The organism is Pseudonocardia sp. CA-142604 (genome assembly GCF_050948475.1).
GTDB classification, from domain to species: Bacteria; Actinomycetota; Actinomycetes; order Mycobacteriales; family Pseudonocardiaceae; genus Pseudonocardia; species Pseudonocardia alaniniphila.
In genome coordinates this window covers 5,850,967-5,872,762 of record NZ_CP192045.1, presented here as the reverse complement: position 1 = coordinate 5,872,762, position 21,796 = coordinate 5,850,967, and the positions used below count along the sequence as shown (strand labels likewise).

At 70.5% G+C, this 21,796-nt stretch carries 20 protein-coding genes; 11 read left to right on the top strand and 9 right to left on the bottom strand.

Translation table 11 applies throughout. From position 1 onward, the window contains the following. Window positions 1-41: 41 nt before the first annotated feature. The 4 genes from ACQPZQ_RS26625 to ACQPZQ_RS26610 form a co-directional block, all read right to left on the bottom strand. A complete protein-coding gene (locus ACQPZQ_RS26625; RefSeq protein ID WP_433285053.1) occupies window positions 42-3,275 on the bottom strand; it encodes an HAD-IA family hydrolase in 3,234 nt (1,077 codons plus the stop codon). Further along, window positions 3,272-4,315, bottom strand: coding sequence for a carbohydrate kinase family protein (locus tag ACQPZQ_RS26620; protein ID WP_433285051.1), 1,044 nt, complete (start codon window positions 4,313-4,315; stop codon window positions 3,272-3,274). Before ACQPZQ_RS26620 ends, ACQPZQ_RS26625 begins: the two co-directional genes overlap by 4 nt. Window positions 4,316-4,377: 62 nt before the next feature. Then, window positions 4,378-5,721 carry an L-fucose:H+ symporter permease gene (fucP, locus tag ACQPZQ_RS26615; RefSeq protein WP_433285049.1) on the bottom strand — a complete coding sequence of 448 codons (1,344 nt, stop codon included), beginning with the start codon at window positions 5,719-5,721 and terminating at the stop codon, window positions 4,378-4,380. A 190-nt stretch (window positions 5,722-5,911) separates the two neighbouring features. Beyond that, entirely contained in the window at window positions 5,912-6,214 is a 303-nt protein-coding gene (locus tag ACQPZQ_RS26610) for a putative quinol monooxygenase (RefSeq protein ID WP_433285047.1), read from the bottom strand. A gap of 139 nt (window positions 6,215-6,353) precedes the next feature. Here ACQPZQ_RS26610 and ACQPZQ_RS26605 point away from each other — a divergent pair, with 139 nt between their 5' ends. Then, window positions 6,354-6,815 carry a hypothetical protein gene (locus tag ACQPZQ_RS26605; RefSeq protein ID WP_433285045.1) on the top strand — a complete coding sequence of 154 codons (462 nt, stop codon included), beginning with the start codon at window positions 6,354-6,356 and terminating at the stop codon, window positions 6,813-6,815. A 112-nt stretch (window positions 6,816-6,927) separates the two neighbouring features. Here the strand turns inward: ACQPZQ_RS26605 and ACQPZQ_RS26600 are convergent, their stop codons facing one another. After that, entirely contained in the window at window positions 6,928-7,398 is a 471-nt protein-coding gene (locus ACQPZQ_RS26600; protein ID WP_433285043.1) for a carboxymuconolactone decarboxylase family protein, read from the bottom strand. 219 nt (window positions 7,399-7,617) lie between these two features. Between ACQPZQ_RS26600 and ACQPZQ_RS26595 the strand changes: the two genes are divergently transcribed. From ACQPZQ_RS26595 to ACQPZQ_RS26585, 3 genes are all read left to right on the top strand, one after another. Beyond that, window positions 7,618-8,016: a MerR family transcriptional regulator gene (locus ACQPZQ_RS26595; RefSeq protein WP_241034646.1), complete on the top strand. Its 399-nt coding sequence runs from the start codon at window positions 7,618-7,620 to the stop codon at window positions 8,014-8,016. A gap of 234 nt (window positions 8,017-8,250) precedes the next feature. After that, window positions 8,251-9,252: a TIGR03560 family F420-dependent LLM class oxidoreductase gene (locus tag ACQPZQ_RS26590; RefSeq protein WP_433299382.1), complete on the top strand. Its 1,002-nt coding sequence runs from the start codon at window positions 8,251-8,253 to the stop codon at window positions 9,250-9,252. Window positions 9,253-9,376: 124 nt separating this feature from the next. Beyond that, a complete protein-coding gene (locus ACQPZQ_RS26585) occupies window positions 9,377-11,017 on the top strand; it encodes a peptide chain release factor 3 (RefSeq protein WP_433285042.1) in 1,641 nt (546 codons plus the stop codon). Window position 11,018: 1 nt separating this feature from the next. Here ACQPZQ_RS26585 and ACQPZQ_RS26580 read toward each other — a convergent pair whose 3' ends face one another. Beyond that, window positions 11,019-12,011, bottom strand: coding sequence for a hypothetical protein (locus tag ACQPZQ_RS26580; protein WP_433285040.1), 993 nt, complete (start codon window positions 12,009-12,011; stop codon window positions 11,019-11,021). Window positions 12,012-12,181: 170 nt separating this feature from the next. Here ACQPZQ_RS26580 and uraD point away from each other — a divergent pair, with 170 nt between their 5' ends. From uraD to pucL, 3 genes are read left to right on the top strand one after another with little or no spacing between them, the layout of a single operon-like run. Then, a complete protein-coding gene (gene uraD / locus ACQPZQ_RS26575; protein ID WP_433285038.1) occupies window positions 12,182-12,667 on the top strand; it encodes a 2-oxo-4-hydroxy-4-carboxy-5-ureidoimidazoline decarboxylase in 486 nt (161 codons plus the stop codon). Beyond that, window positions 12,664-12,987 (top strand): hydroxyisourate hydrolase, encoded by a 324-nt coding sequence (gene uraH, locus ACQPZQ_RS26570; RefSeq protein WP_433285037.1) that lies wholly within the window; start codon window positions 12,664-12,666, stop codon window positions 12,985-12,987. The genes uraD and uraH overlap by 4 nt, the downstream gene beginning before the upstream one ends. 5 nt (window positions 12,988-12,992) lie before the next feature. After that, on the top strand, window positions 12,993-13,847 hold the full coding sequence (gene pucL, locus ACQPZQ_RS26565) for a factor-independent urate hydroxylase (RefSeq protein ID WP_433285035.1): 855 nt from the start codon (window positions 12,993-12,995) through the stop codon (window positions 13,845-13,847). A 6-nt stretch (window positions 13,848-13,853) separates the two neighbouring features. On the opposite strand, the gene ACQPZQ_RS26560 is transcribed toward pucL, so the two are convergent. The 3 genes from ACQPZQ_RS26560 to ACQPZQ_RS26550 form a co-directional block, all read right to left on the bottom strand. Beyond that, window positions 13,854-14,372, bottom strand: a complete 519-nt coding sequence (locus ACQPZQ_RS26560; protein ID WP_433285034.1) for an N-acetyltransferase family protein — start codon at window positions 14,370-14,372, stop codon at window positions 13,854-13,856. A 120-nt stretch (window positions 14,373-14,492) separates the two neighbouring features. Next, a complete protein-coding gene (locus ACQPZQ_RS26555; RefSeq protein ID WP_433285032.1) occupies window positions 14,493-15,077 on the bottom strand; it encodes a TetR/AcrR family transcriptional regulator in 585 nt (194 codons plus the stop codon). 39 nt (window positions 15,078-15,116) lie between these two features. Continuing rightward, window positions 15,117-16,661: a PucR family transcriptional regulator gene (locus ACQPZQ_RS26550; protein ID WP_433285030.1), complete on the bottom strand. Its 1,545-nt coding sequence runs from the start codon at window positions 16,659-16,661 to the stop codon at window positions 15,117-15,119. Between the two features lie 92 nt (window positions 16,662-16,753). Between ACQPZQ_RS26550 and ACQPZQ_RS26545 the strand changes: the two genes are divergently transcribed. Genes ACQPZQ_RS26545 through pucD form a run of 4 tightly spaced genes read left to right on the top strand, consistent with a single transcriptional unit; the run spans window position 16,754 to window position 21,789 of the window. After that, window positions 16,754-17,629, top strand: a complete 876-nt coding sequence (locus tag ACQPZQ_RS26545; RefSeq protein ID WP_433285028.1) for an FAD binding domain-containing protein — start codon at window positions 16,754-16,756, stop codon at window positions 17,627-17,629. Between the two features lies 1 nt (window position 17,630). Then, window positions 17,631-18,104: a (2Fe-2S)-binding protein gene (locus tag ACQPZQ_RS26540; RefSeq protein WP_433285026.1), complete on the top strand. Its 474-nt coding sequence runs from the start codon at window positions 17,631-17,633 to the stop codon at window positions 18,102-18,104. Continuing rightward, a complete protein-coding gene (locus ACQPZQ_RS26535; RefSeq protein ID WP_433285024.1) occupies window positions 18,101-19,465 on the top strand; it encodes an 8-oxoguanine deaminase in 1,365 nt (454 codons plus the stop codon). The genes ACQPZQ_RS26540 and ACQPZQ_RS26535 overlap by 4 nt, the downstream gene beginning before the upstream one ends. Continuing rightward, window positions 19,462-21,789 (top strand): xanthine dehydrogenase subunit D, encoded by a 2,328-nt coding sequence (gene pucD / locus ACQPZQ_RS26530; protein WP_433285022.1) that lies wholly within the window; start codon window positions 19,462-19,464, stop codon window positions 21,787-21,789. The genes ACQPZQ_RS26535 and pucD overlap by 4 nt, the downstream gene beginning before the upstream one ends. Window positions 21,790-21,796: the final 7 nt, after the last annotated feature.

The following is a 21,796-nucleotide window of genomic DNA, read 5'->3' as shown; positions in this document are numbered from 1 at the left end:
GTGCCGGCGTGCTGCGAGCACGTACCACCTGCTGCGACGTCTCAACGGGCCGGTTCCAGCTGGAGCTCTCGCTCCTGCCCTGGTGCCAGCTCCACCGCCTGGCCCTGCACCAGGAGGTTGACCGGTGTGGTGCCACCCGGTCGCACGCTGAGGTGGATGCGGGTCTCGCCCAGGTCGACGTCCACGCGCTGGCCCCGGTAGTGGACGCTGAAGCGCAGCTGCTTCACCTCCGGTGGCAGCGCCGGGTCGAAGCGGAGCACCGGCCCGAGGGCTCGCATGCCGGTGAGGCAGCGCAACACGATGTCGACCGTGCCCGCCATCGCCCCCAGGTGGATGCCTTCGGCGGTGGTGCCGCCCTGGACGTCGGCCACGTCGCTCTCCAATGCGTGTTGCAGGAACCGCCAGGCCTCCTGCGGGTGGTAGCGGGCCATCACCCAGGCGCTGACCACGCCGCTGAGCGTGGAGCCGTGCGAGGTCCGCTCGAGGTGGTACTCGACGGTGCGGGCGAGCTGTTCCTGGCTCACCTCGTACCCGAGGTTGTGCAGTAGCCCGCGCAGCTCGTCGCGGGAGAGCAGGAACAGCAACATCAGCACGTCGGCCTGCTTGGCGAGCTTGTACCGGTTGGTGCTGTCGCCCTCGGCCTCGAGCAGCCGGTCCAGCCGCTGGATGTTGCCGTAGCGCTCCCGGTAGCCCTCCCAGTCGAACTCGGGCAACGCCTCGTAGCCCTCGAACTGCGTAAGGACGCCGTCGGCGTGGAAGACGACCTTCATCTTCGTGGTGATGTCGCGCCAGCGGTCCGGCTCCTCGTCCCGGATGCTGAGCTCCTGGACGAGCTCCTCGCGGTAGTGCGGCGGCATGACCTCGAGCGTCTCCAGCGCCCGCTGCAGCACCCACACGGCCATGACGTTGGTGTAGGTGTTGTTCCGCAGTCCGGGCTCGTCGGAGTCCGGGTACGCCTCGTGGTACTCGTCCGGGCCCACCACGCCGTGGATCTCGTAGCGGTCCTCGGCCTCGTTGTAGGTGGCGACGCTCGCCCAGAACCGGGCGATCTCGATCAGCAGCTCGGCGCCGGTGAAGCGCAGGAACCCGATGCTGCCCGTCACCATGTAGTGCTGCCACACGTTGTAGGCGATCGCGATGTTGACGTGGCGCTGGTTGTGCGAATGGTCGGGCAGCCAGCGCCCCGACTTCGGGTTGAGGTGGACCTTCTGGGTCTCCTCACGGCCCGTTGCCCCGCTCTGCCAGGGGAACATGGCGCCCTCGTACCCCTCGGCGCGCGCGGCGGCGCGGGCCGTGTCGAGCCGTTCGTAGCGGTACTGGAGCAGAGCTTCGGCCAGGCTCGGGCGTTCGAAGTTGAAGAACGGGAAGATGAACATCTCGTCCCAAAAGACGTGACCGCGGTAGGCCTCCCCGGTCCAGCCCCGCGCCGGGACGCCGACGTCCAGGTGCTGTGTGTGCGGCGAGATGGTCTGCAGCAGGTGGAAGATGTGCAGGTGCAGGACCGTCTCGGTCCACTCGTTGGCGCTGTCGAGCTCGATGTCGAAGCGGTTCCACAGGCTGTTCCACGCGCCCTCGTGCCGGGCCAGCAGCGGGGAGAAGTCCTCCGCGGTCGCGGCGGCGAGCCTGGCATCGTCGCGGCTCTCGGAGATCCCGCGGTCTCGCGACGTGAACAGCGCCACGACCTTCTCGACGCTCACGGCTCGGCCTTCTTCGAGGTCGAGGCTCAGCTCGTGGGCGATGTACCCGCGCTCCTCGACGAGCCGCCGGTAGGCGTTCTGCCGCTGCCCGTCGCGCATCACCCGCGTGCGTGCCGCGACGGCGACCCGCACGTGCGACTGCAGCGTCTCGACCTGCAGATCGACGGTCTCCGCGTCGATCTCGCCCAGGCCCAGCACCCGGAGGTGGCGGCTGTTGAGGTCGTGGTAGCGCTTGACGCCCGTGTTCTCGACCCGGCCGTCCAGCCCGGAGACGACCTCGATACGGCCCGACCAGTTCTGCGCCGTGAACGTGGTCTCCAGGCCGGCGAAGTGTTCGTCCTTCATGCTCACGAACCGGCGCTGGACCATGCTGGTCCGCCGGCCGTCGGCGTCCTGCCAGGTCATGTGCCGGGTCAGCACCCCGCGGTGGATGTCCAGCTCGAAGCGGTGCTCGATCACGTCCGCGCGGCGGGCGTCGAACCAGTCGCCGCCCTCGATGCGGAAGCGAAGCGGCAGCCAGTTCGGGACGTTGACCAGGTCCTCGTTCTCGACCATGCGCCCGGCGACCTCGGTCTCGGCGCGGTCGTAGAGCCCGGCGACGTACGTGCCGGGATAGTTCACGTCGTCGGCATCCGCCTCGGGCAGGGCGCCGCGGGTGACCATGTACCCGTTGCCGAGGGAGAGCAGCGCCTCCCGCAGCCCCTGCCGGGCGGGGTCGAAGCTCTCGTACACGAGCGTCCAGACGCTCGGCGGCTGCTGCGTGTGGCGCTGCCTCATCTCGCCCGCCGCCCGGCGCTCCTCCAGATATCCCTGGAGGACAGCACGTCGGGAGACATCGTCCAACGTGGACACGACGAGATCCGCGCCCGCGTCGAGCAGCAGGTCGCGGTCGTTCAGCCGGGCCACGCCGAGCCCGGCCATGCCACCGGCCTTCGCGGCCTGGATACCGCTGGTGGCGTCCTCGGTGACGAAACAGTCGGCCGGATCGACACCCAGCTCCTGGGCGGCGGTCAGGAAGATCGTCGGATCCGGCTTGCCCTTGGGGAAGTCACGGCCGGAGATGTCGGCGTCGAAGACCTGCGCGAGCGTCATGCCCGGGGTGATGAACTCGTGGTCGATCCGCTGCTCGGCGGCGAACAGGTCCAGGCGGATCCGTTCCAGGAACAGCTTGGCGTTCTTCGACGAGGACGCCGCCGCGACCGGGATGCCCATCGCCTTGACGTCCAGCACGAACCGCAGCGCGTCCGGGAACGCCATGAAGCGGCCCTCGTCGATGAGCCGGATCACGTGCTCCTGCTTCGCGTCCGCGTACTGCTGGATCCGTGAGTCGATGTCGGGCACCCCGAAGTGCTCCATCGCCGCCCGGGCTCCGGCCATGCGTGGCATCCCGGCCATCACCTGCTGGTAGACGGCGGGCGTGAAGCGTTCGGGGGTCCAGCTCGTCCGGTCCCGGATGTCGCTCCACTCGGTCTCCATCAACGACCGGAAGGCCTCACGCCAGGCCAGCTCGTGGGGGGAGTCGACGAGCACCCCGTCCACGTCGAAGATGGCGCCACCGAAGCCTGAGGACCGATTCATCGCTGACTCCCTTGTTCGGGTGCGACCCCCGGTGACGCTGCGAGCTCCTGGTCTCCCAGCGGCGGTGAGATCCCGCGTGAGGTGCCGAGCGGCGCCGTCATGGTCGTGGACGTCCGCGTGGGGTGGGTGGCGTCGACCTCGGCTCGCGTCGGCGGGTCGGCGCCCGGACGTGAGCAGGTGATCGCCGCGACGAGAGCGGCCGAATCCAGGACGCTGATGAGCGTCGACTCGTCGATCGACGCCAGCGCGGCACGGCGCGGGCCGCCGATCAGGTCGGCCCGGCGGAGCCCGTCGAGCAGACCGGAGGTGAAGGAGTCGCCCGCGCCGACCGTGTCCACCAGATCGATCGGCAGAGCGGGTCGGCGGAGCTCCAGGTCGGCCGTGGTTGCGTAGACGCCCTGACCGCCGCGGGTCACGACGACGACGGCGGGGCCTCGCCCGAGCCACTCCCGGGCGACCTCTTCGTCCCGGCGATCGGGGTAGAGCCAGTACAGATCCTCATCGCTGACCTTCACGACGTCGCACAGGCCGACGATGCGCTCGATGGCGGGGCGGGCCCGCGTGGGCGAACCGAGCAGTCCGGGGCGCACGTTGGGGTCGTAGGAGATGGTGACCCGGCCCCGCCCGTGCTCCCGGCTCATGAGGTCCTCGACGTTCGTGGCGCCAGGGGCGAGTGCGGTCGCCAGCGATCCGGTGTGCAGGCAACGGGCCTCGATCGGAAGGGGCGCGAGCTCACCGACGTCCCACTCGATGCGGAAGTCGTAGGTCGCGAGCCCCGCCGCGAGGGTGGCGATCGCGAGGCTGGTGGAGGTGCCCTGGCCGGGGCCACCTTCCACCCGCACGCCGTTCGACCTCAGATGCCCCGAGACCATCTCGCCTAGGGCGTCCCGGCCCAGCCGCGTCACGAGCGTCACCCGGTTGCCGAGCCGGGCGAGCCCGAGCGCGACATTGGCCGGGCTCCCACCGGGATGTGCCACGAGCGTGCGGCTGCCGCGCTGCCCGACCAGGTCCACGAGCGCTTCCCCGACGACGACGAACATCCGTCCACTCCTCTCGAGGAGAATCGACGTACCGGGTGCCCGATCCGGCCCGGGTCACGCGCTCACGGTGCCGCGCCCTCGCTCACGGCTGCACCCCCGTGGCGGGTGGTTCGGAGGTCGAACAGCGCGTAGCAGGCCACCAGCCCGAGGCAGACGGCCGGCACGATGAAGGCCGGTGCGGCGCCTGCGGTGTCCATGATCCGGCCCTGGACCAGTGGGAGAAGAGCTCCACCGAGGATGGCCATGACCAGGCCTGCCGCGCCGAACTTGGTGTCCTTGCCCAGACCTTGGAGGGCGACGCCGTAGATCGTCGGGAACATCAGGGACAACGAGAGCGAAATCGCGACGACGGCGATCAACCCCAGCATGTTCGGTGAGAGCACGGCGACGAGGGCGAACACCACTCCGAGCGCACCCATGGCGAAGAGCAGCTTCGTCGGCCGGAAGATGCCGAGCAGATAGGTCATCACGAACCGGGAGACGAGGAACAGGATCAGGCTGGCCTGCAGGTACCAGCCGGAGATCCCCGTGGGGACCCCCACCACGTCCTGCGCGTACTGGATCGTGAACGTCCAGGTGCAGACCTGGGCGCCGACGTTGAGGAACTGCGCGGCCACGCCGTACCGATAGTGCCGGTTGTGCCAGAGGCGGCCCAGGGCCCCGGACTTTCCCCCCGCGTCCAGCCCGAACGCTGAATGCTCTTCCGGCACGTTGATCTTGCGGAACGCGATCAATAACCAGATCAGCAGGAGCACAAAAGCGATGCCGGTGTAGGGCCCCAGCACCAACGACAGATCCCGCTCCTGGACGTCCCTCAGCTGGTCGGGCGTCATCGACGTCTTCGCCGATTCCGGAGTGATCTGGGGAAGGATCAGCACCGCGCCGAGCAGGACCCCGATGTTCGCCCCGACGGGATTGAACGACTGTGCCAGGTTCAGTCGCTGGGTCGCACTCGACTCGGGACCCATCGCGATCACGAACGGGTTCGCCGACGTTTCCAGTATCGAGAGCCCGGAGGCCAGCACGAACAGGGCGAGTAGGAAGAACCCGTAGGTGAGCAGCATGCTCGCCGGAATGAACAGGAGCCCGCCGACCGTCGCGCAGGCCAGGCCGGTGAGCACGCCGGCCTTGTAACCGAAGCGTTTGTTGATCAGGGCGGCCGGGATGGCGAGCGAGAAGTACGCGCCGTAGTACGCGAACTGCACCAGCGCCGACTCGAAGTTCGACATCGAGAAGATGTGGCGGAACACGCCGACGAGGACGTCCGTGAGGTTGGCGGCCGACCCCCACGCGGCGAAGCAGAGCACGACCAGGATGAACGGGATGGTGAGGCCCGGGTAGACCAGGCCCGGTTTACGCGCGCCTTCCTCGTGTGGCTGTACCCGGGTGACCGAGCCGCGGGCCATGGGATCACCCCTCCCGGACACTGATCGAATTCATATGTGATGTGGGACACAGGTCGGTTGGAACGCTAGACCGCACCTCTGCGGGATTCCAGAGAAGCGGCCATAAACTACGTTCCGTGCTCAGTCGGGTGGGCCGGGTGACACGATGGACCGACGGTCCGGTCGGGAATCCCCCAGGCGCCTTGAGTGGCTACTTCTCGTCGAGTAGTCGGAGGTCCGACGGCTCCCGGAGAAGATCCTGAAGAATGATGTTTCCCTCCACGTTGTAGGGCTGCCGCATGTGCTCGTCCCACGCAGCCCGCGACCGGAACATTTCCAACATCACCCAGGTGTCCGGGTCGTCCTGCGGCTGCGCGAGGTGCATGAAGACGCACCCCGGCTCGGTGAGAGAGTTGCGGCGCATCGACTGCAGCTGTGCCTCCGCCTCCTTCATCCGATCCGATCTCGGTTTGATCGTGACAACGAGGAAGAGTGGGCGGTCGGGTTCGCTCATGTGGGCATTCCTACCCTCTGCCGCTGCTTCTTCGGGTTCGTTCTCACCCCCTGCGATGAGCGGTACTGTTCCCCGCGTCGGCGTTGTGCCGGAAACCGCTCATCCGCGGAGGGGCCACGCCCGATACCGAGGAGGCGTCATGCACCGTTACCTCGTGGTTGCGAACCAGACGCTCGACAGTGACGACCTCATGGAACTCGCCCGGGAACGGATCGCCGAAGGCCCTGCCGAGTTCTGGCTCGTCGTGCCGGCCACCCCCGTGAAGGACCTCGTATCGAGCGCGATGGCGATCCCGATGCCGGTCATGGGTGGGGTGCCCACGATCTCGGGACCGCCGGCCGAGGCGCGCAGGCTGGCGCAGGCCAAGCTCGACGCCGCGCTGAAGAAGCTCACCGCCGCCGGCGCCACGGCGGGTGGCGAGGTGTGCGACCCCGACCCCATGCGCGCGGTCGAGGCGGCCATGTCCGGCCGGGAGTTCGACGAGATCATCGTGTCGACGCTCCCGAAACGTCTCTCCCGCTGGTTGCGTCAGGACCTGCCCGACCGCCTCGTGCACAAGTTCCACCTGCCGGTCACGCACGTCGCCGCGAAGGACGTCTGAACCGCGAACGTCCTGCGGATCCGCCGCAGCGGGATCGATGAGGCGCTGCCGGGCCGCGGCCGGTCGTCGGTGCACGACCCCTGCCCCGAGGACCTCATCGTCCCGCCGGACTTCACACCGCTGCCCCGGAAGCAGGGGTTCGATGGGAGCCCGGAACAAGCTGCAGGGTCACGCCGAACCGGTTCCAGGCATTGATCGTCGCGATCGCGGTGACGAGCGCGGCGAGCGTCGGCGGGTCGTAGTGCGCGGACGCCTCGGCCCACACCTCGTCGCTCACGCCGTGCTTGCCGAGCTCCGTGGCCTCCTCCGCGAGGGCGAGCGCCGCGCGCTCTGCGGGTGTGAAGAACGGCGCCTCCCGCCACGTGACGACGGAGAAGAGGCGCTCGTCCGGTTCGCCGAGCGACTTGAGATCGTGGCTGTGCATGTCGACGCAGTAGGCGCAGCCGTTCATCTGGCTGACGCGCAGCTTCACCAGGTCCAGAGTGATCTTCGGCAGCGGGCTCGCCGCCAGGAACTTCTCGAGCGCGAACATCGCCTTGTAGGCCTCGGGCGCAAGCTGACTGACGTCCATGCGCGGTTGCATGTGCTCTCCTCTGTCGCTGGATCTTCCGCATGATCGTGTGCAGCACGAGGACGAGATTCCGATCGCGGATGTGACGGCGTGGACACCCGGTCCTCATGTGACGTGAAACGCATTCGGGATGTGTCGGGCGATGTCGATCTCTCCGTGCGTCGATGCGGGTGTCGAGGCCGGATCGGCGGCTAAGCTCGGTCAACTCGTCGGGAAGGAACGACCAGCGTGATGCAGATCGGCGAGGTCGCCGAACGGGTGGGCCTGTCACTGCGGACGATCCGGCACTGGGACGAGGTCGGCCTGGTGGTGCCCTCGAAGCGATCGGCGGGGGGCTTTCGTCTTTATGGCGAGGCCGACATCGACCGTCTGGTCCTGGTGAAGACCCTCCGACCGCTCGACCTCAGCCTGGAGCAGATGCGCGAGCTCCTCGCCACCATCGACGGCCTGGAGGACGACGAAGGCGACGACCCTGAGCGCACAGCCGAGCTGGCAGGGCGGCTCACCGTGTTCCGGGCCGCGGTCGACAGCCGCGTGGAGGCCCTGCGTTCCCAGGTGCAGAGCCTGGAGATGCTCTCGCGGGACCTGCGCCGCCTGGCCGGGGAGCGTCGGCGCCCGGCGCCCGGCTGACCTTCCCGTTGAGCGGGCCATCGAGCGGGTGGGGAACCGGAAGGCGGGGGTCGGCGCCCGATCGCCGCGCGAGCCTGCCGGGTCGCCGACCACATCGCGGAGCCACTCGCGGCCGGCAGGTGGCACGAGGCTCGGCCGAGCGTCACGGGCCGTGATCACCAGCACGTCGGTGGGGCACTTCCCGAGACGTAGGGTCGGCGGGGGCGACGCGAGAAGGGTCCGTTGATCGTGGGTCTGCGGTTCGGGATGTTCGTGCCACAAGGGTGGAGTCACGACCTGGCGGGCATCGACCCGGCAGCGCACTGGGACGTGATGAAGAGCCTGGCTCAGCACGCCGACGCCGGTCCGTGGGAGTCGATCTGGGTCAACGACCACCTGCACGCGCTCCCCACGCCCCCTCCTGTCGAGACGGGCACGCACGAGGCGTGGAGTCTCGTCGCGGCGCTGGGTGCGGTGACCGAACGCGTGCGGCTGGGCCAGGTGTGCACCTGCGTGGGCTTCCGCAATCCTGCTTACCTCGCGAAGGTGGCCGCGACCTGCGACATCGTCTCCGGCGGGCGGGTCGAGATGTGCGTGGGCGCAGGCTGGGACGAAGGGGAGTGGACCGCCTACGGCTATGGCTTCCCGCCCGCCGGTGAGCGGCTCGGCATGCTCGAGGAGGGCGCCGAGATCATGCGGCAGGCCTGGACCACGGGCGTCGCGACGCTGCACGGCAGGCACTACCAGGTCCAGGACGCGATCGTGCGTCCGCTGCCTCTGCAGGACGGCGGCATCCCGCTGTGGATCGCGGGCGGCGGTGAGAAGGTCACCCTCAGGATCGCCGCGAAGTACGCCCGATACAGCAACTTCGACGGCTCGCCCGAGGGTTTTGCGCGCAAGTCGGCGGTGCTCGCCGAGCACTGCCGGGACGTCGGCACCGACTTCGACGCGATCGTGCGCTCTTCCGTCTACTACGTGATGGTCGGTACCTCCGAGGCCGAGGTCGAGGAGCGGATCGCGGCGCACGAGGCACGGCTCGTGCCGATCCTCGGTGACGACGGCGCGGCGGAACTGATCCGGCGGTTCCTGCGCCAGGACGGGCTCACCCTCCGGGGGACGCCGGAGCAGGTCGTGGAGCGGCTCGAGGAGATGCAGGCCAGGGGCTTGGCCTACGGGGTCTTCGTGTTCCCCGGCGCGGCCCATGACCGCTCGAGCCTCGAGCTCTTCGAGCGCGAGGTCATCCCGGCGCTGCGCTGATCCCGGCGCCGGGTCGTTTGTGACGACCGGCGCGGCAGTGCGGAACTGGCGGACGGGCGTGCCGCTCGTCCGGGTGGCTGCCCTGCGTGGGCGGTCCGCGCCGCCGCGTAAAGTCGTTGGTCTGATGTCTGGAGCTGTGGTGGAGAAGTCTGCGGGGGAATCGGCGCGGGTACCGGGCGACGCCCGGGTCGAGATCGAAGCGGGGCGGCGGCGCACGTTCGCCGTGATCAGCCATCCGGACGCGGGCAAGTCCACGCTGACGGAGGCGCTGGCGCTCTACGCCGAGGTGATCGACGAGGCCGGTGCGGTGCACGGCAAGGCGGGCAGGCGCGGCGTCACCTCCGACTGGATGGAGATGGAGCGCAAGCGCGGCATCTCCATCACGTCGGCCGTGCTGCAGTTCGCCTACCACGACTGTGTGATCAACCTGCTCGACACTCCCGGCCACGGTGACTTCTCCGAGGACACCTATCGGGTGCTCGCCGCCGTCGACGCAGCGGTGATGCTGCTCGACGCGGCCAAGGGCCTGGAGCCGCAGACGCTCAAGCTGTTCGACGTCTGCCGCACCCGCGGCATCCCGGTGCTGACGTTCGTCAACAAATGGGACCGGCCGGGCCGCGAGGCGCTCGAACTGCTCGACGAGGTGGAGCAGACGATCGGGCTGCGGCCCATGCCGGTCACCTGGCCGGTGGGCGTGGCCGGGGAGCTGCGCGGGCTGGTCGAGGTGGCCACGGGAGAGTTCCGCCGCTACTCGCGCACGGCGGGCGGGGCCACGCGCGCCACCGTGGAGCTGGTGCCGTCCGAGGTGATCGCCGCCGAGGAGCCGCAGTACTGGGCCACCGCCCAGGACGAGCTCGCGCTGCTCGAGGAGATCGGCGCCGGGTTCGACGAGAAGGACTTCCTCGCCGGGCAGGCCACCCCGGTGCTCTTCGGGGCGGCGCTGAACGGCGTGGGTGTCGCCCGGCTCCTCGACGCGCTGGTGGAGCTCGCGCCGGCGCCCGAAGCCCGCGACGACGCCGACGGCAAGCCACGCCCCCTCGACGCGCCGACGTCCGGGTTGGTGTTCAAGGTGCAGGCCGGTATGGACCGTGCCCACCGCGACCGGATGGCGTTCGTGCGGATCTGCTCCGGGCGGTTCGAGCGCGGCATGGTGCTCACCCACGCCGGCACCGGGCGCCCGTTCGCCACGAAGTACGCACAAGCGGTGTTCGGTCAGCAGCGCACCACCGTGGAGGAGGCGTTCCCGGGCGACATCGTCGGTCTGGTCAACGCGGGCGCGTTGCGGCCGGGTGACACGCTCTACGCCGAGTCGCCGGTGCATTTCCCGGCCATCCCGAGCTTCGCGCCCGAGCATTTCGCCGTGGTGCGCGGTGCCGACGCCGGTTCGTTCAAGCAGTTCCGGCGGGGGATCGAACAGCTCGACAGCGAGGGCGTGATCCAGGTCCTCACCTCCGACCTGCGTGGCGACCAGGCACCGGTGCTCGCCGCGGTGGGCCCGCTGCAGTTCGAGGTGGTCACTGCCCGGCTCGAGTCGGAGTTCCGGGCGCCCGTCACGCTGGAGCACCTCGGGTACTCGGTCACCCGCCGCACCGACGCCGCAGGCGCCGCGCTGCTCGCCGGGCAGAGCGAGGTGGAGGTGCTCACGCGCCGGGCCGACCACGCCATGCTGGCGGTGTTCAGCAACAAGTGGCGGCTCGAGACGATCCGGCGGAAGTTCGAGGGCATCATGCTCGAGGCGTTGCCCGCGGGCTCCACCGCGCACTGACCTACTGCACGAAGTGGCCCGGGCCGTTGATCCGGTAGGCCGTCGGGGCAGGTTCCTTGATCGACGCGTAGTCGACGGTGAAGGCGAAGACCTGCGACGTCGACCGCTTGATGGCCCAGAGCGTCGGCTTCCTGCTGCTGGTGCGGTCCCAGGCGATGGCCTGGCCCTCGACTCCGGGGAGATGGACCGTGGCGATCCACTTGAGGTCCGAGCCGGCGTCGGGCATCTCCATGACGTAGGCCTCGTCCAGGTCGTGGCCGATGATCCAGAGGCGGTTGTCGGGGCCCCAGGAGCCGCCGGAGTTGCTCATCGGCCTGAACCGGTCGAGGATCTCGCGCGGCACCCCCCAGGCCTGCTGGACCTGGAAGTCGTCGTTCATCGTGACGATCTCGGTGTTGTCGGTGCCGCCGTAGGGCTGGGTCTGCCCGTCCGGGACCTCGTCGTAGTTGGCGAAGCCTGCCCACCAGCGTCCGTCGTGGCGGTCCAGCCAGGTCAGCGAGCCGATGAACCGGCCGAAGCTGTGGGTGCCGACGTGTTTCATGGTCCTGGTGTCGAAGATCTCGATCGAGCTCTCCTCCGGCGCGTTGTCGTAGTCGGAGGTGGCCACGTACAGCCGGTGGCCGACCACGGTGCCGCTGTCCATGTGGATGATCGGACCACCCTCGGGCGACACGAACTGGAGCACGGGCATACCACTGTTGCGGTCGTACTTCGTGATGATCCGGTTGTCCAACGCATAGAAGTACTTCGCGTCCACTGCCACACCCTGGTTGGCGTGAAAGGCGTTGAACGTCTTGTTCAGGGTGGCGGTGGACGTCGGGGGAACGGCAGCCGGCGCATTCACCGCCGGTGGCGGGACGGGCGCCTGCGCCGTCGCGAGTGCCGCATTCCACACGAGTGCGCCCGCGACCGCTATGGCGGCGCCGGCACCGATGACCGTGTTCTTGCTCTTCATCCCCATCGCTTTCCGGCCGCCGTTCGTTGATTCCCGCATCGGTACGACACTGGCGTGCCGAGGACTCCGCGGCGCGAATGCGAGCCGACGCAGCGGTGAATGCCCGTGGTGAGGAATGACATGAGCCGGCACGGGAACGAGTTGCCGTGAGAGAGCAACCAGGTGGAAGGATCTGCGTACGGAGCACGCACCGGAGCCGGAGGACGCGGGTGGATCTGCAGCGGTTCAATGCCCTGCCATCGCAGGAGGCCGAGCGGGAGTTGCTCTCCTGCTGCTCGGCGCCGCGGTGGGTGCGAAAGGTGGCGGCGGGCCGCCCGTACGCGTCGCTCACCGCGCTGCAGGCCGCCGCCCGCAGCGCACTGGACGACGCCGATCTCGACGCCGCGCTGGACGGGCACCCGCGCATCGGTGACCGCGGGGCCACCGGGGCGTCCCGCCGTGAGCAGAGCGGTGTCGCCGCGGCCGGGGCCGGCGTGCTGTCCGCGCTGGAGGAGGGCAACCGGGCCTACGAGCAGCGGTTCGGGCACGTCTACCTGGTGTGCGCCACCGGCCGCAGCGCCGAGGACCTGCTGGCCACCCTGCAGGCGCGGCTCGGCAACGACCCGGCCACGGAACGGGGCGTCGCGCTCGCGGAGCTGGCCGCGATCAACGAGATCCGGCTCGATCGGCTCCTGACGCCGGACTCGCCGGCATGACGCTGTCCACGCACGTGCTCGACGCGGCGCTCGGGCGTCCGGCCGCCGCTGTCGGTGTCCGACTGGAGGCAATGCCCGGCGGTGAGCTGCTCGCCGAGACGACCACCGACCACGACGGCCGCGTCCGCGAGCTCGCCCTCGACCTGGCAGCGGGCCCCTACCGGATCACGTTCGACACCGGCGGCTACTTCGCCGCCACCGGTCAGCAGGGGTTCTACCCCGAGGTGGCCGTCACGTTCGTCGTCACCGACCCGGGGGAGCACCACCACGTGCCGCTGCTGCTCTCCCCGTTCGCCTACTCGACCTACCGCGGGAGCTGAGACTGATGGGGATCGTGCTCGGAGGCCACCAGTACGGGAAGGCGGAGAACCGACTCGTCCGGATCTACCGGGAGACCGACCGCCACGAGATCCGCGACGTCACCGTGACGACGACGCTGCGCGGCGACTTCGCCGAGGCGTACCTGCACGGCGACCAGGCCTTGGTCCTGCCGACGGACTCGCAGAAGAACACCGTCTACGCGTTCGCGAAGGAGAAGGGCCTGCGGGAGATCGAGGACTTCGCGCTCGCTCTCGCTCACCACTTCGTCGACTCCGTGGAGCCGGTGCGCGGCGCCCGGATCGCGGTGGACGAGTTCGCCTGGGAGCGGGTGCCGGTGGGCGAGGAGGGCCACGCTCACACATGGGTGCGCCGCGGGCCGGAGGTCCGCACGGCGGTTGTCGACGTGGAGGGCGGCCGGGCCGAGGTGGTCTCGGGGCTCCGTGACCTCGTGCTGCTCAAGTCGACCGGCTCGGAGTTCGCCGGGTTCCTCAAGGACGGCTACACCACCCTCCCCGAGACCGACGACCGGATCATGGCCACCGCGCTCGTGGCGCAGTGGCGCCATGCCGACGGTGGCTACGAGGCCATGGACTGGGCGAAGAACTGGGCCGACGTCCGGCGGATCATGCTCGAGCAGTACGCCACGGTGCACTCGCGCGCTCTGCAGCAGACGCTGTGGGAGATGGGCCGGGCCGTGCTCGAGGCCCACCCCGGGCTCGCGGAGATCAGCCTGCAAGCGCCCAACAAGCACCACTTCGCCGTCGACCTGTCGCCGTTCGGGCTCGAGAACCACAACGAGGTCTTCTACGCGGCCGACCGCCCCTACGGTCTGATCGAGGCGACGGTCACCCGCAGCTGACGGCGCTCACCGTGCCGTCAGCCCGGCGATCAGGTCCTCGTCCGTGATCGTCCACGCCGCAGGACCGAGCCGGATAGCGAGCTGCACCACGTCGCCGTCGTAGTGCGCGCGGACCCACGGGAAGATCCTGCGGACGAGTCCGAGCATCGCGACGTTCTCCGGGAGCACGGCGCCGGAGAGGGCGGTGTAGCCGAGGCTCTCGGCCAGCTCGGCGATGGCGGTCACGAGGCGGCTGCCGATCCCGCGCCGCTGCCAGACGTCTGCCACGGCCACGGCGATCTCGACCGACTCCGGCCCGCTCCGGGCGAGGCGCGCGATACCCACCGGGCTCGGTCCGTCCGGTCCCCCGACCACGGCCACGACCGCGGCGCGGCATCGGCCGTCGAGGTCGACGAGACCGGCCCGCACCGGGCCGGTGAGCCGGTGGACGGGGGAGTGGAAGCGGAGGTAGCGGCTGCGTGGCGAGAGCTGGGCGAAGACGGCGTCGACGGCGTGTCCGGCGTCTTCTGGGGCCAGCGGGTGCACGTCGACGGCGGGACACCCTGGACTGGCACGAACGATCGTACTTTTCGGGGTGGAGTGAGGCATCTGCGGGCTCCAGGTCTGCTCGAGGCGGTCGAGGTCAGGCGGGGTGAGCGTGCGGAGTCATCGGACGGCCGCGGCGGCCAGCAGGGTCTCGAGTCCTCGGTGGGCTCTCGCGGCGGCGTCGGGGTCGGCCAGGAGTCGGCTGGCGACGTGGAAGGCGAGCATCACGCCTTCGACGTCCTGAGCGAACTGGCGTGGATCGATGTCGGACCGGAAATGGCCTTCGGCAACGCAGATCGTGGCCATCGTGGCGAGTGTGTCGAACCAGGCGTGCTGGTCGCGTACCAGGCGCTCCCGTACGGGTCCCGGCTGATCGTCCAGTTCGAAGGCGGCGGCGACGAGCGGGCATCCTCCTTCGGCGGAGTCCCAGGCGAGCCAGCGATCGAACAGGGCGCGCACACGAGGCTCGCCCCGCGGCGCCGTGAGTGCCGGGCGCACCACCTCGGTGGTGAACCGCTCGGTGGCGTGGTCGAGCACGTCGAGCTGCAACGACTCCTTCGAGCCGAAGTGGGCGAACAGGCCGCTCTTGGACATCCCGGTGCGGGTGGCGAGTGACCCGATCGTCAGTCCGGCGAGGCCGACCTGCCGCGCGAGGTGGCCCGCTTCATCGAGGATGGCCTCTCGCGTCGCGTCGCCCTTGCCCATGCCACCCGTTTTAGCACGATCGTTCGTGCCTGCCCAGGTTCAGAGGGACCGGAGCGCCAGAAAGACGTCCACGCGGTCCGGAAGCGCACCGAGGTCGCGGCCGGTGAGCTCCTCGACCCGGCTGATCCGATAGCGAACGGTGTTGACGTGCAGGTGCAGCCGCTCGGCGGTGCGTGTCCAGGAGCCGGAGCAGGCGAGGAACGCCTCGAGCGTGACACGCAGACCGGCACCCGTGCGGGCGTCGTGGTCGAGCACCGGGCCGAGCACGCGTACGGCGAAGGCGCGGCGCACGTCGTCGGGCACGGCGGCGAGCAGCGCGATGTGCGAGGCGGTCTCCGCGTCGGTGACGATCTGCAGCGCTCCCGAGCGCAGAGCCGCGACGTCGTGGGCATGGCGGGCCTCGTGCAGCGCTCCGGTGAGCGCCTCGGTCCGCGAGGACCTGCTGACGCCGACCGCCAGCCGCTCGCCCGCCAGCCCGGGGACCAGCCGCTCCAATGCCCGCCGCAGCACCGAACCGGCCCGCTCCCCGCCCGGGCCGGGATCGTCGTCGGGCAGCAGCGCGACGGCCGTACCGTCGTGCACCCCGACCATCGGCGGACCGAGGTGCGCTGCGGCGTCCACGAGCACCGCGTACGCGATCTCCGCCCGCTCGGGCTGTCCCACGAATCCGGCCACCACCACGACCAGCGGTTCCGTCGGGTCGAGGCCGGCATGCCGTAGCCGCACCGACGTCTCTGGCACGTTCGCCGCTCCGGCCGCGATCATCGTGACCGCTTCGTCGGCGATCGCCCGGGCCACCCGCACCCCCTCGCCTCGACGGGCGCGGTCCAGCGCGGCGATCGCGGCCAGTTCGTTGACCAGGTCGACCGTGTCGGCGTCCCAGCCGGCCGGATCGCCCTCCACCACCACCAACCAGGACGACAACCGCTCCGCGGCCGGCCCCACGGGAAACACGGTGCAGCGGTCGCGGCGGAGGGTCGCGGGCAGCTGGTCCGCCCTGAGGAAGGTCGACACGAGGCGGTCGATCACGTCGGATCGGAGCGGTTGCGGCCCCGGGACGATCTCGCGTCCGGTCGTGCTGATCACCCGGCACACCGTTCCGGTGGCCTGCGACACCTGCGTGGCCAGCTCGTCGAGGCCGAGCCCCTCGGCCACGGCCGAGAGAAGCCGCCGCTGGCGACCGACGGTGTGCGCCAACCGGGCTCCCCGCGCCGCGGTGAGCTCGGTGATCACCAGCTCGGTGATCGTGGCGAACGACACGTCCTCCGGTACCTCGACGAGCGGCACGTCGTGGCGCCGGCAGGCCTCGACGACGTCGTCGGGCACGCCGTGGAACACCGCGGCACCAGCGGCGAGCGCAGCGGTGCCGGAGCGGGCCAGCGTGGCGACGAAACGATCGCTGTCGGACGGCTCGCGGCGCCACACCAGGCCGCTCACCACCAGCTCTCCGCCCGACAGGTAACGGCCGGGATCGATCAGGTCGGTGGTGTAGACCCAGCGCAGCGGCCGGTCCAGCGCGGCGTCGTCGCCGTGCAGCAGTCGCAGCCCGAGCCCGTGACGGGCGACGAGATCCCGCAACAGCATTGGAGGAACCTACAACGGGTCGGCAAGCCACCATCGACTATTCATCGACGCGGTGACTTTTCGCGGAAACAACCCAGCGCTCTACTTCTGTCATGGACTTCCTCGCCCCGGCGACCTGGGCCGACGCCCTCGCGGCCAAGGCGGAGCATCCGGACGCGGTGCCTCTGGCCGGTGGCACCGACGTCATGGTCGAGCTGAACTTCGACCACCGCCGACCCCCTGCGCTGCTCGATCTCACCAGGGTTCCAGAGCTGCGCGAGTGGTCTCCGGATGCGGACGGGACGATCCGGCTCGGCGCCGGCGTCACCTACGCCCGCGTGATCGACGAGCTCGGCGACGTCCTCCCCGGCCTGGCGATGGCGTCCAGGACGGTCGGGTCGCCCCAGATCCGCAACCGGGGCACGGTGGGCGGCAACCTCGGAGCCGCCTCCCCGGCCGGAGACAGCCACCCGCCACTGCTCGCGGCCGACGCCGTGGTCGAGGTGGCATCGGCGGCGCGCGGCACCCGTCTCGTACCGGTGGCCGAGTTCTACACCGGGGTGAAGCGCAACGCCCTCGCCGCCGACGAGCTCATCGCGGCGATGCTCGTCCCCTCGGCGTCCGGGCCTCAGCAGTTCTGCAAGATCGGCACCCGCAACGCCATGGTGATCGCCGTGTCGGCGTTCGGGTTCGCCCTGCACCCGGACCGCAAGGCCGTGGGCACCGGCATCGGCTCGGCGGCGCCCACCCCGCGGCGGGCAGGTGAGGCGGCGGCGTTCCTCGCGGGTGAGCTCGAGGCGGCCGGGCTGTGGGAGTCGCGCGGTGAGCTGCCCGAGAGCCTGGCCCGGGAGTTCGGCCGCCGCGTGCGCGACGCGGCCGCTCCCATCGACGACGTGCGGGGCAGCGCCGCCTACCGCCTGCACTCGCTCTCGGTGATGGCGCGCCGCGCCGCCACGTGGGCGTGGGACGACTACCGGAGGGCGGCCTGAGATGCGCATCGAGCTGACCGTGAACGGCGCGACCCACGAGGTCGACGACGTGTGGGAGGGCGAGAGCCTGCTCTACGCGCTACGCGAACGGATGGGGCTCCCCGGCTCGAAGAACGCCTGTGAACAGGGCGAATGCGGCTCGTGCACCGTGTACCTCGACGGGCTGCCGGTGTGCTCCTGCCTCGTCGCGGCCGGCCAGGCGGTGGGGCGTGAGGTGACCACCGTCGAGGGCCTCTCCGCGCAGGGGGAGCTGCATCGCGTGCAGCAGGCCTTCGTCGAGGCGGGAGCCGTGCAGTGCGGCTTCTGCACGCCCGGGCTGATCGTCACCACCCACGACCTGCTGGAGCGCAACCCGCAGCCGTCCGACCCGGAGATCCGCGAGGCGCTCGCCGGGAACCTCTGCCGCTGCACCGGCTACGAGAAGATCATGGACGCCGTGCGGCTCGCCGCCCGTACCGAGGAGGGGCCGCGATGACGATCACGGGGTCGACCACGGTGATCGACGGCGCTCACGTCGTCACGGTCTCCGGTGCCGAACACGCGGGTGGCCATGTGGTCGTCGAGGGCAACCGGATCACGGCGGTCGGTGCCGGGCCCGCGCCCCGCGTCGAGGGCGCCAGGGTCGTCGACGGCAGGGGCTGCCTGCTCACGCCCGGCTTCGTCAACACCCACAACCACCTCTACCAGTGGGTCACCCGCGGCCTGGCCGTCGACGCGACGTTGTTCGAGTGGCTCACCACGCTCTACCCCGTATGGGCGGGCATCGACGAGCACGCCGTGCACGTCTCCGCGAGCGCGGCCCTGGCGCAGCTCGCGCTCACCGGCTGCACCACCAGCACCGACCACCACTACGTCTTCCCGCGCGAAGGCGGGGACGTCCTCGCCGCGGAGATCCGGGCCGCGCAGGACGTCGGGCTGCGGTTCCACCCGTGCCGCGGCTCGATGGACCTCGGCCGCAGCGACGGCGGCCTACCTCCGGACGACGTCGTCGAGGACCGCGACACCGTGCTCGCCGCCTCCGAGGCCGCCATCGACCGTTGGCACGACCCGTCGCCGGGATCGATGGTGCGTGTCGCACTCGCACCGTGCTCGCCGTTCAGCGTCACGGGCGAGCTCATGCGTGAGTCGGCTGAGCTGGCGCGGCGGCGCGGCGTGCTGCTGCACACCCATCTGGCCGAGACCGTGGACGAGGTGGACTTCTGCCGCGAGCGCTTCGGCCGCACGCCGCTGGAGTACGTCGAGCAACTCGGGTGGATCGGTGAGGACGTGTGGTTCGCCCACACGGTGCACCTCGACGACGACGGCGTGAAGAAGATCGGTGCGACGGCCACCGGCGTGGCGCACTGCCCGTCGTCGAACGCGCGGCTCGGGGCGGGGATCGCCCCCGTCCGCAGCCTGCGCGAAGCCGGCGCCCGCGTTGCGCTCGGTGTCGACGGTGCGGCCAGCAACGAGGCGGGGAGCCTGCTGGAGGAGGTGCGGCACGCGCTGCTGTTCGCCCGCGCCGTGGGTGGCCCGCAGGCGCTCAGCGTCCGCGAGGCCCTGGAGCTGGCCACCCTCGGTGGTGCTGCCGTGGTCGGACGGAGCGACGAGATCGGGTCTCTGGAGGTCGGGAAGCTCGCCGACCTCGCATTGTGGCGCATCGACGGCCTCGCCCACGCCGACGTCGACGACCCGGTCGCCGCGCTCGTGCTGGGCACGCCGCCGCCGCTGGAGCTGCTGCTCGTGAACGGGCGTCCGGTCGTCGAACGCGACCGCGTCCGCACCGTCGACGTGGACGCACTGGCGCGCGAGTGCGAGGCCGTCCATCGCACTCTCCTGGACAAGGCCGGCCGATGAGTACGAGCACGAGTACGACCACGACTGCGGTGACGACCGCTACCACGGTTCCGGGGCGTATCGGCGACAGCCCGCTGCGTCCGGACGCGGCACTGAAGGTCACGGGCGAGTTCGCCTACGCGAGCGACCTGTGGCACGACGACATGGTCTGGGGTGTGACGCTGCGCAGCCCGCACCCGCACGCCCGCATCGCCCGCATCGACATCGGAGAGGCGCTCGCGGTGCCCGGCGTGACCGCGGTGCTCACCGCCGACGACGTGCCCGGCAGCAACGCGGTCGGCCTCGAACACCTCGACACACCTGCACTGGCCACCGGGGTGGTCCGCTACGAGGGCGAGCCGGTGGCGCTCGTCGCGGCCGACCATCCCGAGACCGCGCGGCGGGCGGCGAAGAAGATCGTCGTCGACTACGAGGTGCTGCCCGCGCTCACCGACGCGCGCCGCGCGCTCGACGCCGACGCGCCTCTCGTGCACGAGAGCAGGCGCGACGAGGGCGGCAACCTGGTGCGCCGGGCGCAGATGCGCCGTGGCGACCCGGCCCCGACGGCGCCGGTGGTGGTGGCGCTCGACTTCGAGGTCGGTATGCAGGACCAGGCCTTCCTCGGTCCCGAGTCCGGGCTCGCCGTCCCGGACGACGAGGGTGGCGTCGATCTCTACGTCGCCACCCAGTGGCTGCACGTCGACCAGAAGCAGGTCTGTCGCGTGCTCGGGCTGCCGCCGGAGAAGGCGCGCCTGCACCTGGCCGGGGTCGGCGGCGCCTTCGGCGGGCGCGAGGACCTCTCGATGCACGTCCACGCCTGCCTGCTCGCCCTGCACACCGGCAAGCCGGTGAAGATGAGCTACTCCCGCGAGGAGTCGTTCTTCGGGCACGTGCACCGGCACCCGGCGTGGATGCGCTACGAGTTCGGCGCCGAGCCGGACGGCAGCCTCGTCTACGCGAAGGCCGACATCCTCTTCGACGGCGGCGCCTACGCCTCCTCCACCAGCGCCGTGGTCGGCAACGGCGCCTCGATGGGGCTGGGGCCGTACCGGATCCCGAGCATCAGCGTCGACTGCACCGGCGTCTACACCAACAACCCGCCCTGCGGCGCGATGCGCGGTTTCGGGTGCGTACAGGCCGCGTTCGCGCACGAGGCGCTGATGGACTCGCTCGCCGACGCCGTGGGCGTCGACCGGGTGGAGATCCGCGCCCGCAACGGCATGCGGGAAGGCGACCGGAACATCACCGGGCAGCTGATCGACTCGGCGGCGCCCGTCGAGGAGCTCATCCGCATCGTCGCCGACATGCCGTTGCCCGCCGAGCACCCCGACGGCGAGTTCGACATCAGGAACCTGCCAGGGGGCGTCTCGAACACCACCCACGGCGAGGGTGTGGTGCGCGGGATCGGCTACGCCGTCACCTACAAGAACGTCGGGTTCTCCGAGGGCTTCGACGACTACGCGACGGCCCGGGTGCGGCTGCAGATCACCGGCGGCGAGCCCGTGGCGACGGTGCACACCGCCGCGGCCGAGGTGGGGCAGGGCCTGATCACCGTCGAGCAGCAGATCTGCCGCACGGAGCTGGGCGTCGACCGGGTGGTGCTGCACCCCGCCGACACGTCGGTGGGCTCCGCCGGGTCCACGTCGGCGTCCCGGCAGACCTACATGACCGGCGGGGCGGTCAAGGCCGCGTGCGAGGCTGTCCGCGCGGCCGTGCTGCACCGGGCCGCGGTCCTGCTCGGGCGTTCCCCGGTGGAGCTGCGGCTGGACGGCGACAAGATCGTCGACACGACCGGCGAGGTGGGTGCCGCCCTGGCCGAGGTGCTCGGTGACGACGTCGTGGAGGAGACCGTCGAGTTCCGGCACCGGCCCACGGTGCCCTTCGATCCGGAGACCGGTGCGGGCAACGCCCACGTGCAGTACGCCTTCTCGGCGCACCGCGCGGTCGTCGACGTCGACGTGGAGCTGGGGCTCGTGAAGGTCGTCGCGCTGGACACCGCCCAGGACGTCGGCAAGGCGATCAACCCGGACGCCGTGGTCGGCCAGATCCAGGGCGGCAGCGCGCAGGGGATGGGGCTCGCCCTGATGGAGGAGGTGGTCGTCACCGACGGGAAGGTGCGCAACCCGTCGTTCACCGACTACCTCATCCCGACGATCCTCGACATGCCGCCGATGCGTATCGAGGTCCTGGAGTACGCCGACCCGCACGCGCCATACGGTGTGCGTGGCGTCGGTGAGGCCCCGACGATCTCCAGCGGTCCGGCCGTCGCGGCCGCGATCAGAGCGGCGACGGGGAAGGCTCTGCTGCGCGTTCCCGTGCGGCCCGAGCACATCACCGGCACCTGACGAGCAC

What these genes read in the sequence shown, in the direction of transcription:
- ACQPZQ_RS26625 (WP_433285053.1), bottom strand. Translation starts at nt 3,275, where the DNA reads ATGAATCGGTCCTCAGGCTTCGGTGGCGCCATCTTCGACGTGGACGGG.
- ACQPZQ_RS26620 (WP_433285051.1), bottom strand. Translation starts at nt 4,315, where the DNA reads ATGTTCGTCGTCGTCGGGGAAGCGCTCGTGGACCTGGTCGGGCAGCGC.
- fucP (WP_433285049.1), bottom strand. Translation starts at nt 5,721, where the DNA reads ATGGCCCGCGGCTCGGTCACCCGGGTACAGCCACACGAGGAAGGCGCG.
- ACQPZQ_RS26610 (WP_433285047.1), bottom strand. Translation starts at nt 6,214, where the DNA reads ATGAGCGAACCCGACCGCCCACTCTTCCTCGTTGTCACGATCAAACCG.
- ACQPZQ_RS26605 (WP_433285045.1), top strand. Translation starts at nt 6,354, where the DNA reads ATGCACCGTTACCTCGTGGTTGCGAACCAGACGCTCGACAGTGACGAC.
- ACQPZQ_RS26600 (WP_433285043.1), bottom strand. Translation starts at nt 7,398, where the DNA reads ATGCAACCGCGCATGGACGTCAGTCAGCTTGCGCCCGAGGCCTACAAG.
- ACQPZQ_RS26595 (WP_241034646.1), top strand. Translation starts at nt 7,618, where the DNA reads ATGCAGATCGGCGAGGTCGCCGAACGGGTGGGCCTGTCACTGCGGACG.
- ACQPZQ_RS26585 (WP_433285042.1), top strand. Translation starts at nt 9,377, where the DNA reads ATGTCTGGAGCTGTGGTGGAGAAGTCTGCGGGGGAATCGGCGCGGGTA.
- ACQPZQ_RS26580 (WP_433285040.1), bottom strand. Translation starts at nt 12,011, where the DNA reads ATGCGGGAATCAACGAACGGCGGCCGGAAAGCGATGGGGATGAAGAGC.
- uraH (WP_433285037.1), top strand. Translation starts at nt 12,664, where the DNA reads ATGACGCTGTCCACGCACGTGCTCGACGCGGCGCTCGGGCGTCCGGCC.
- pucL (WP_433285035.1), top strand. Translation starts at nt 12,993, where the DNA reads ATGGGGATCGTGCTCGGAGGCCACCAGTACGGGAAGGCGGAGAACCGA.
- ACQPZQ_RS26555 (WP_433285032.1), bottom strand. Translation starts at nt 15,077, where the DNA reads ATGGGCAAGGGCGACGCGACGCGAGAGGCCATCCTCGATGAAGCGGGC.
- ACQPZQ_RS26550 (WP_433285030.1), bottom strand. Translation starts at nt 16,661, where the DNA reads ATGCTGTTGCGGGATCTCGTCGCCCGTCACGGGCTCGGGCTGCGACTG.
- ACQPZQ_RS26545 (WP_433285028.1), top strand. Translation starts at nt 16,754, where the DNA reads ATGGACTTCCTCGCCCCGGCGACCTGGGCCGACGCCCTCGCGGCCAAG.
- ACQPZQ_RS26540 (WP_433285026.1), top strand. Translation starts at nt 17,631, where the DNA reads ATGCGCATCGAGCTGACCGTGAACGGCGCGACCCACGAGGTCGACGAC.
- ACQPZQ_RS26535 (WP_433285024.1), top strand. Translation starts at nt 18,101, where the DNA reads ATGACGATCACGGGGTCGACCACGGTGATCGACGGCGCTCACGTCGTC.
- pucD (WP_433285022.1), top strand. Translation starts at nt 19,462, where the DNA reads ATGAGTACGAGCACGAGTACGACCACGACTGCGGTGACGACCGCTACC.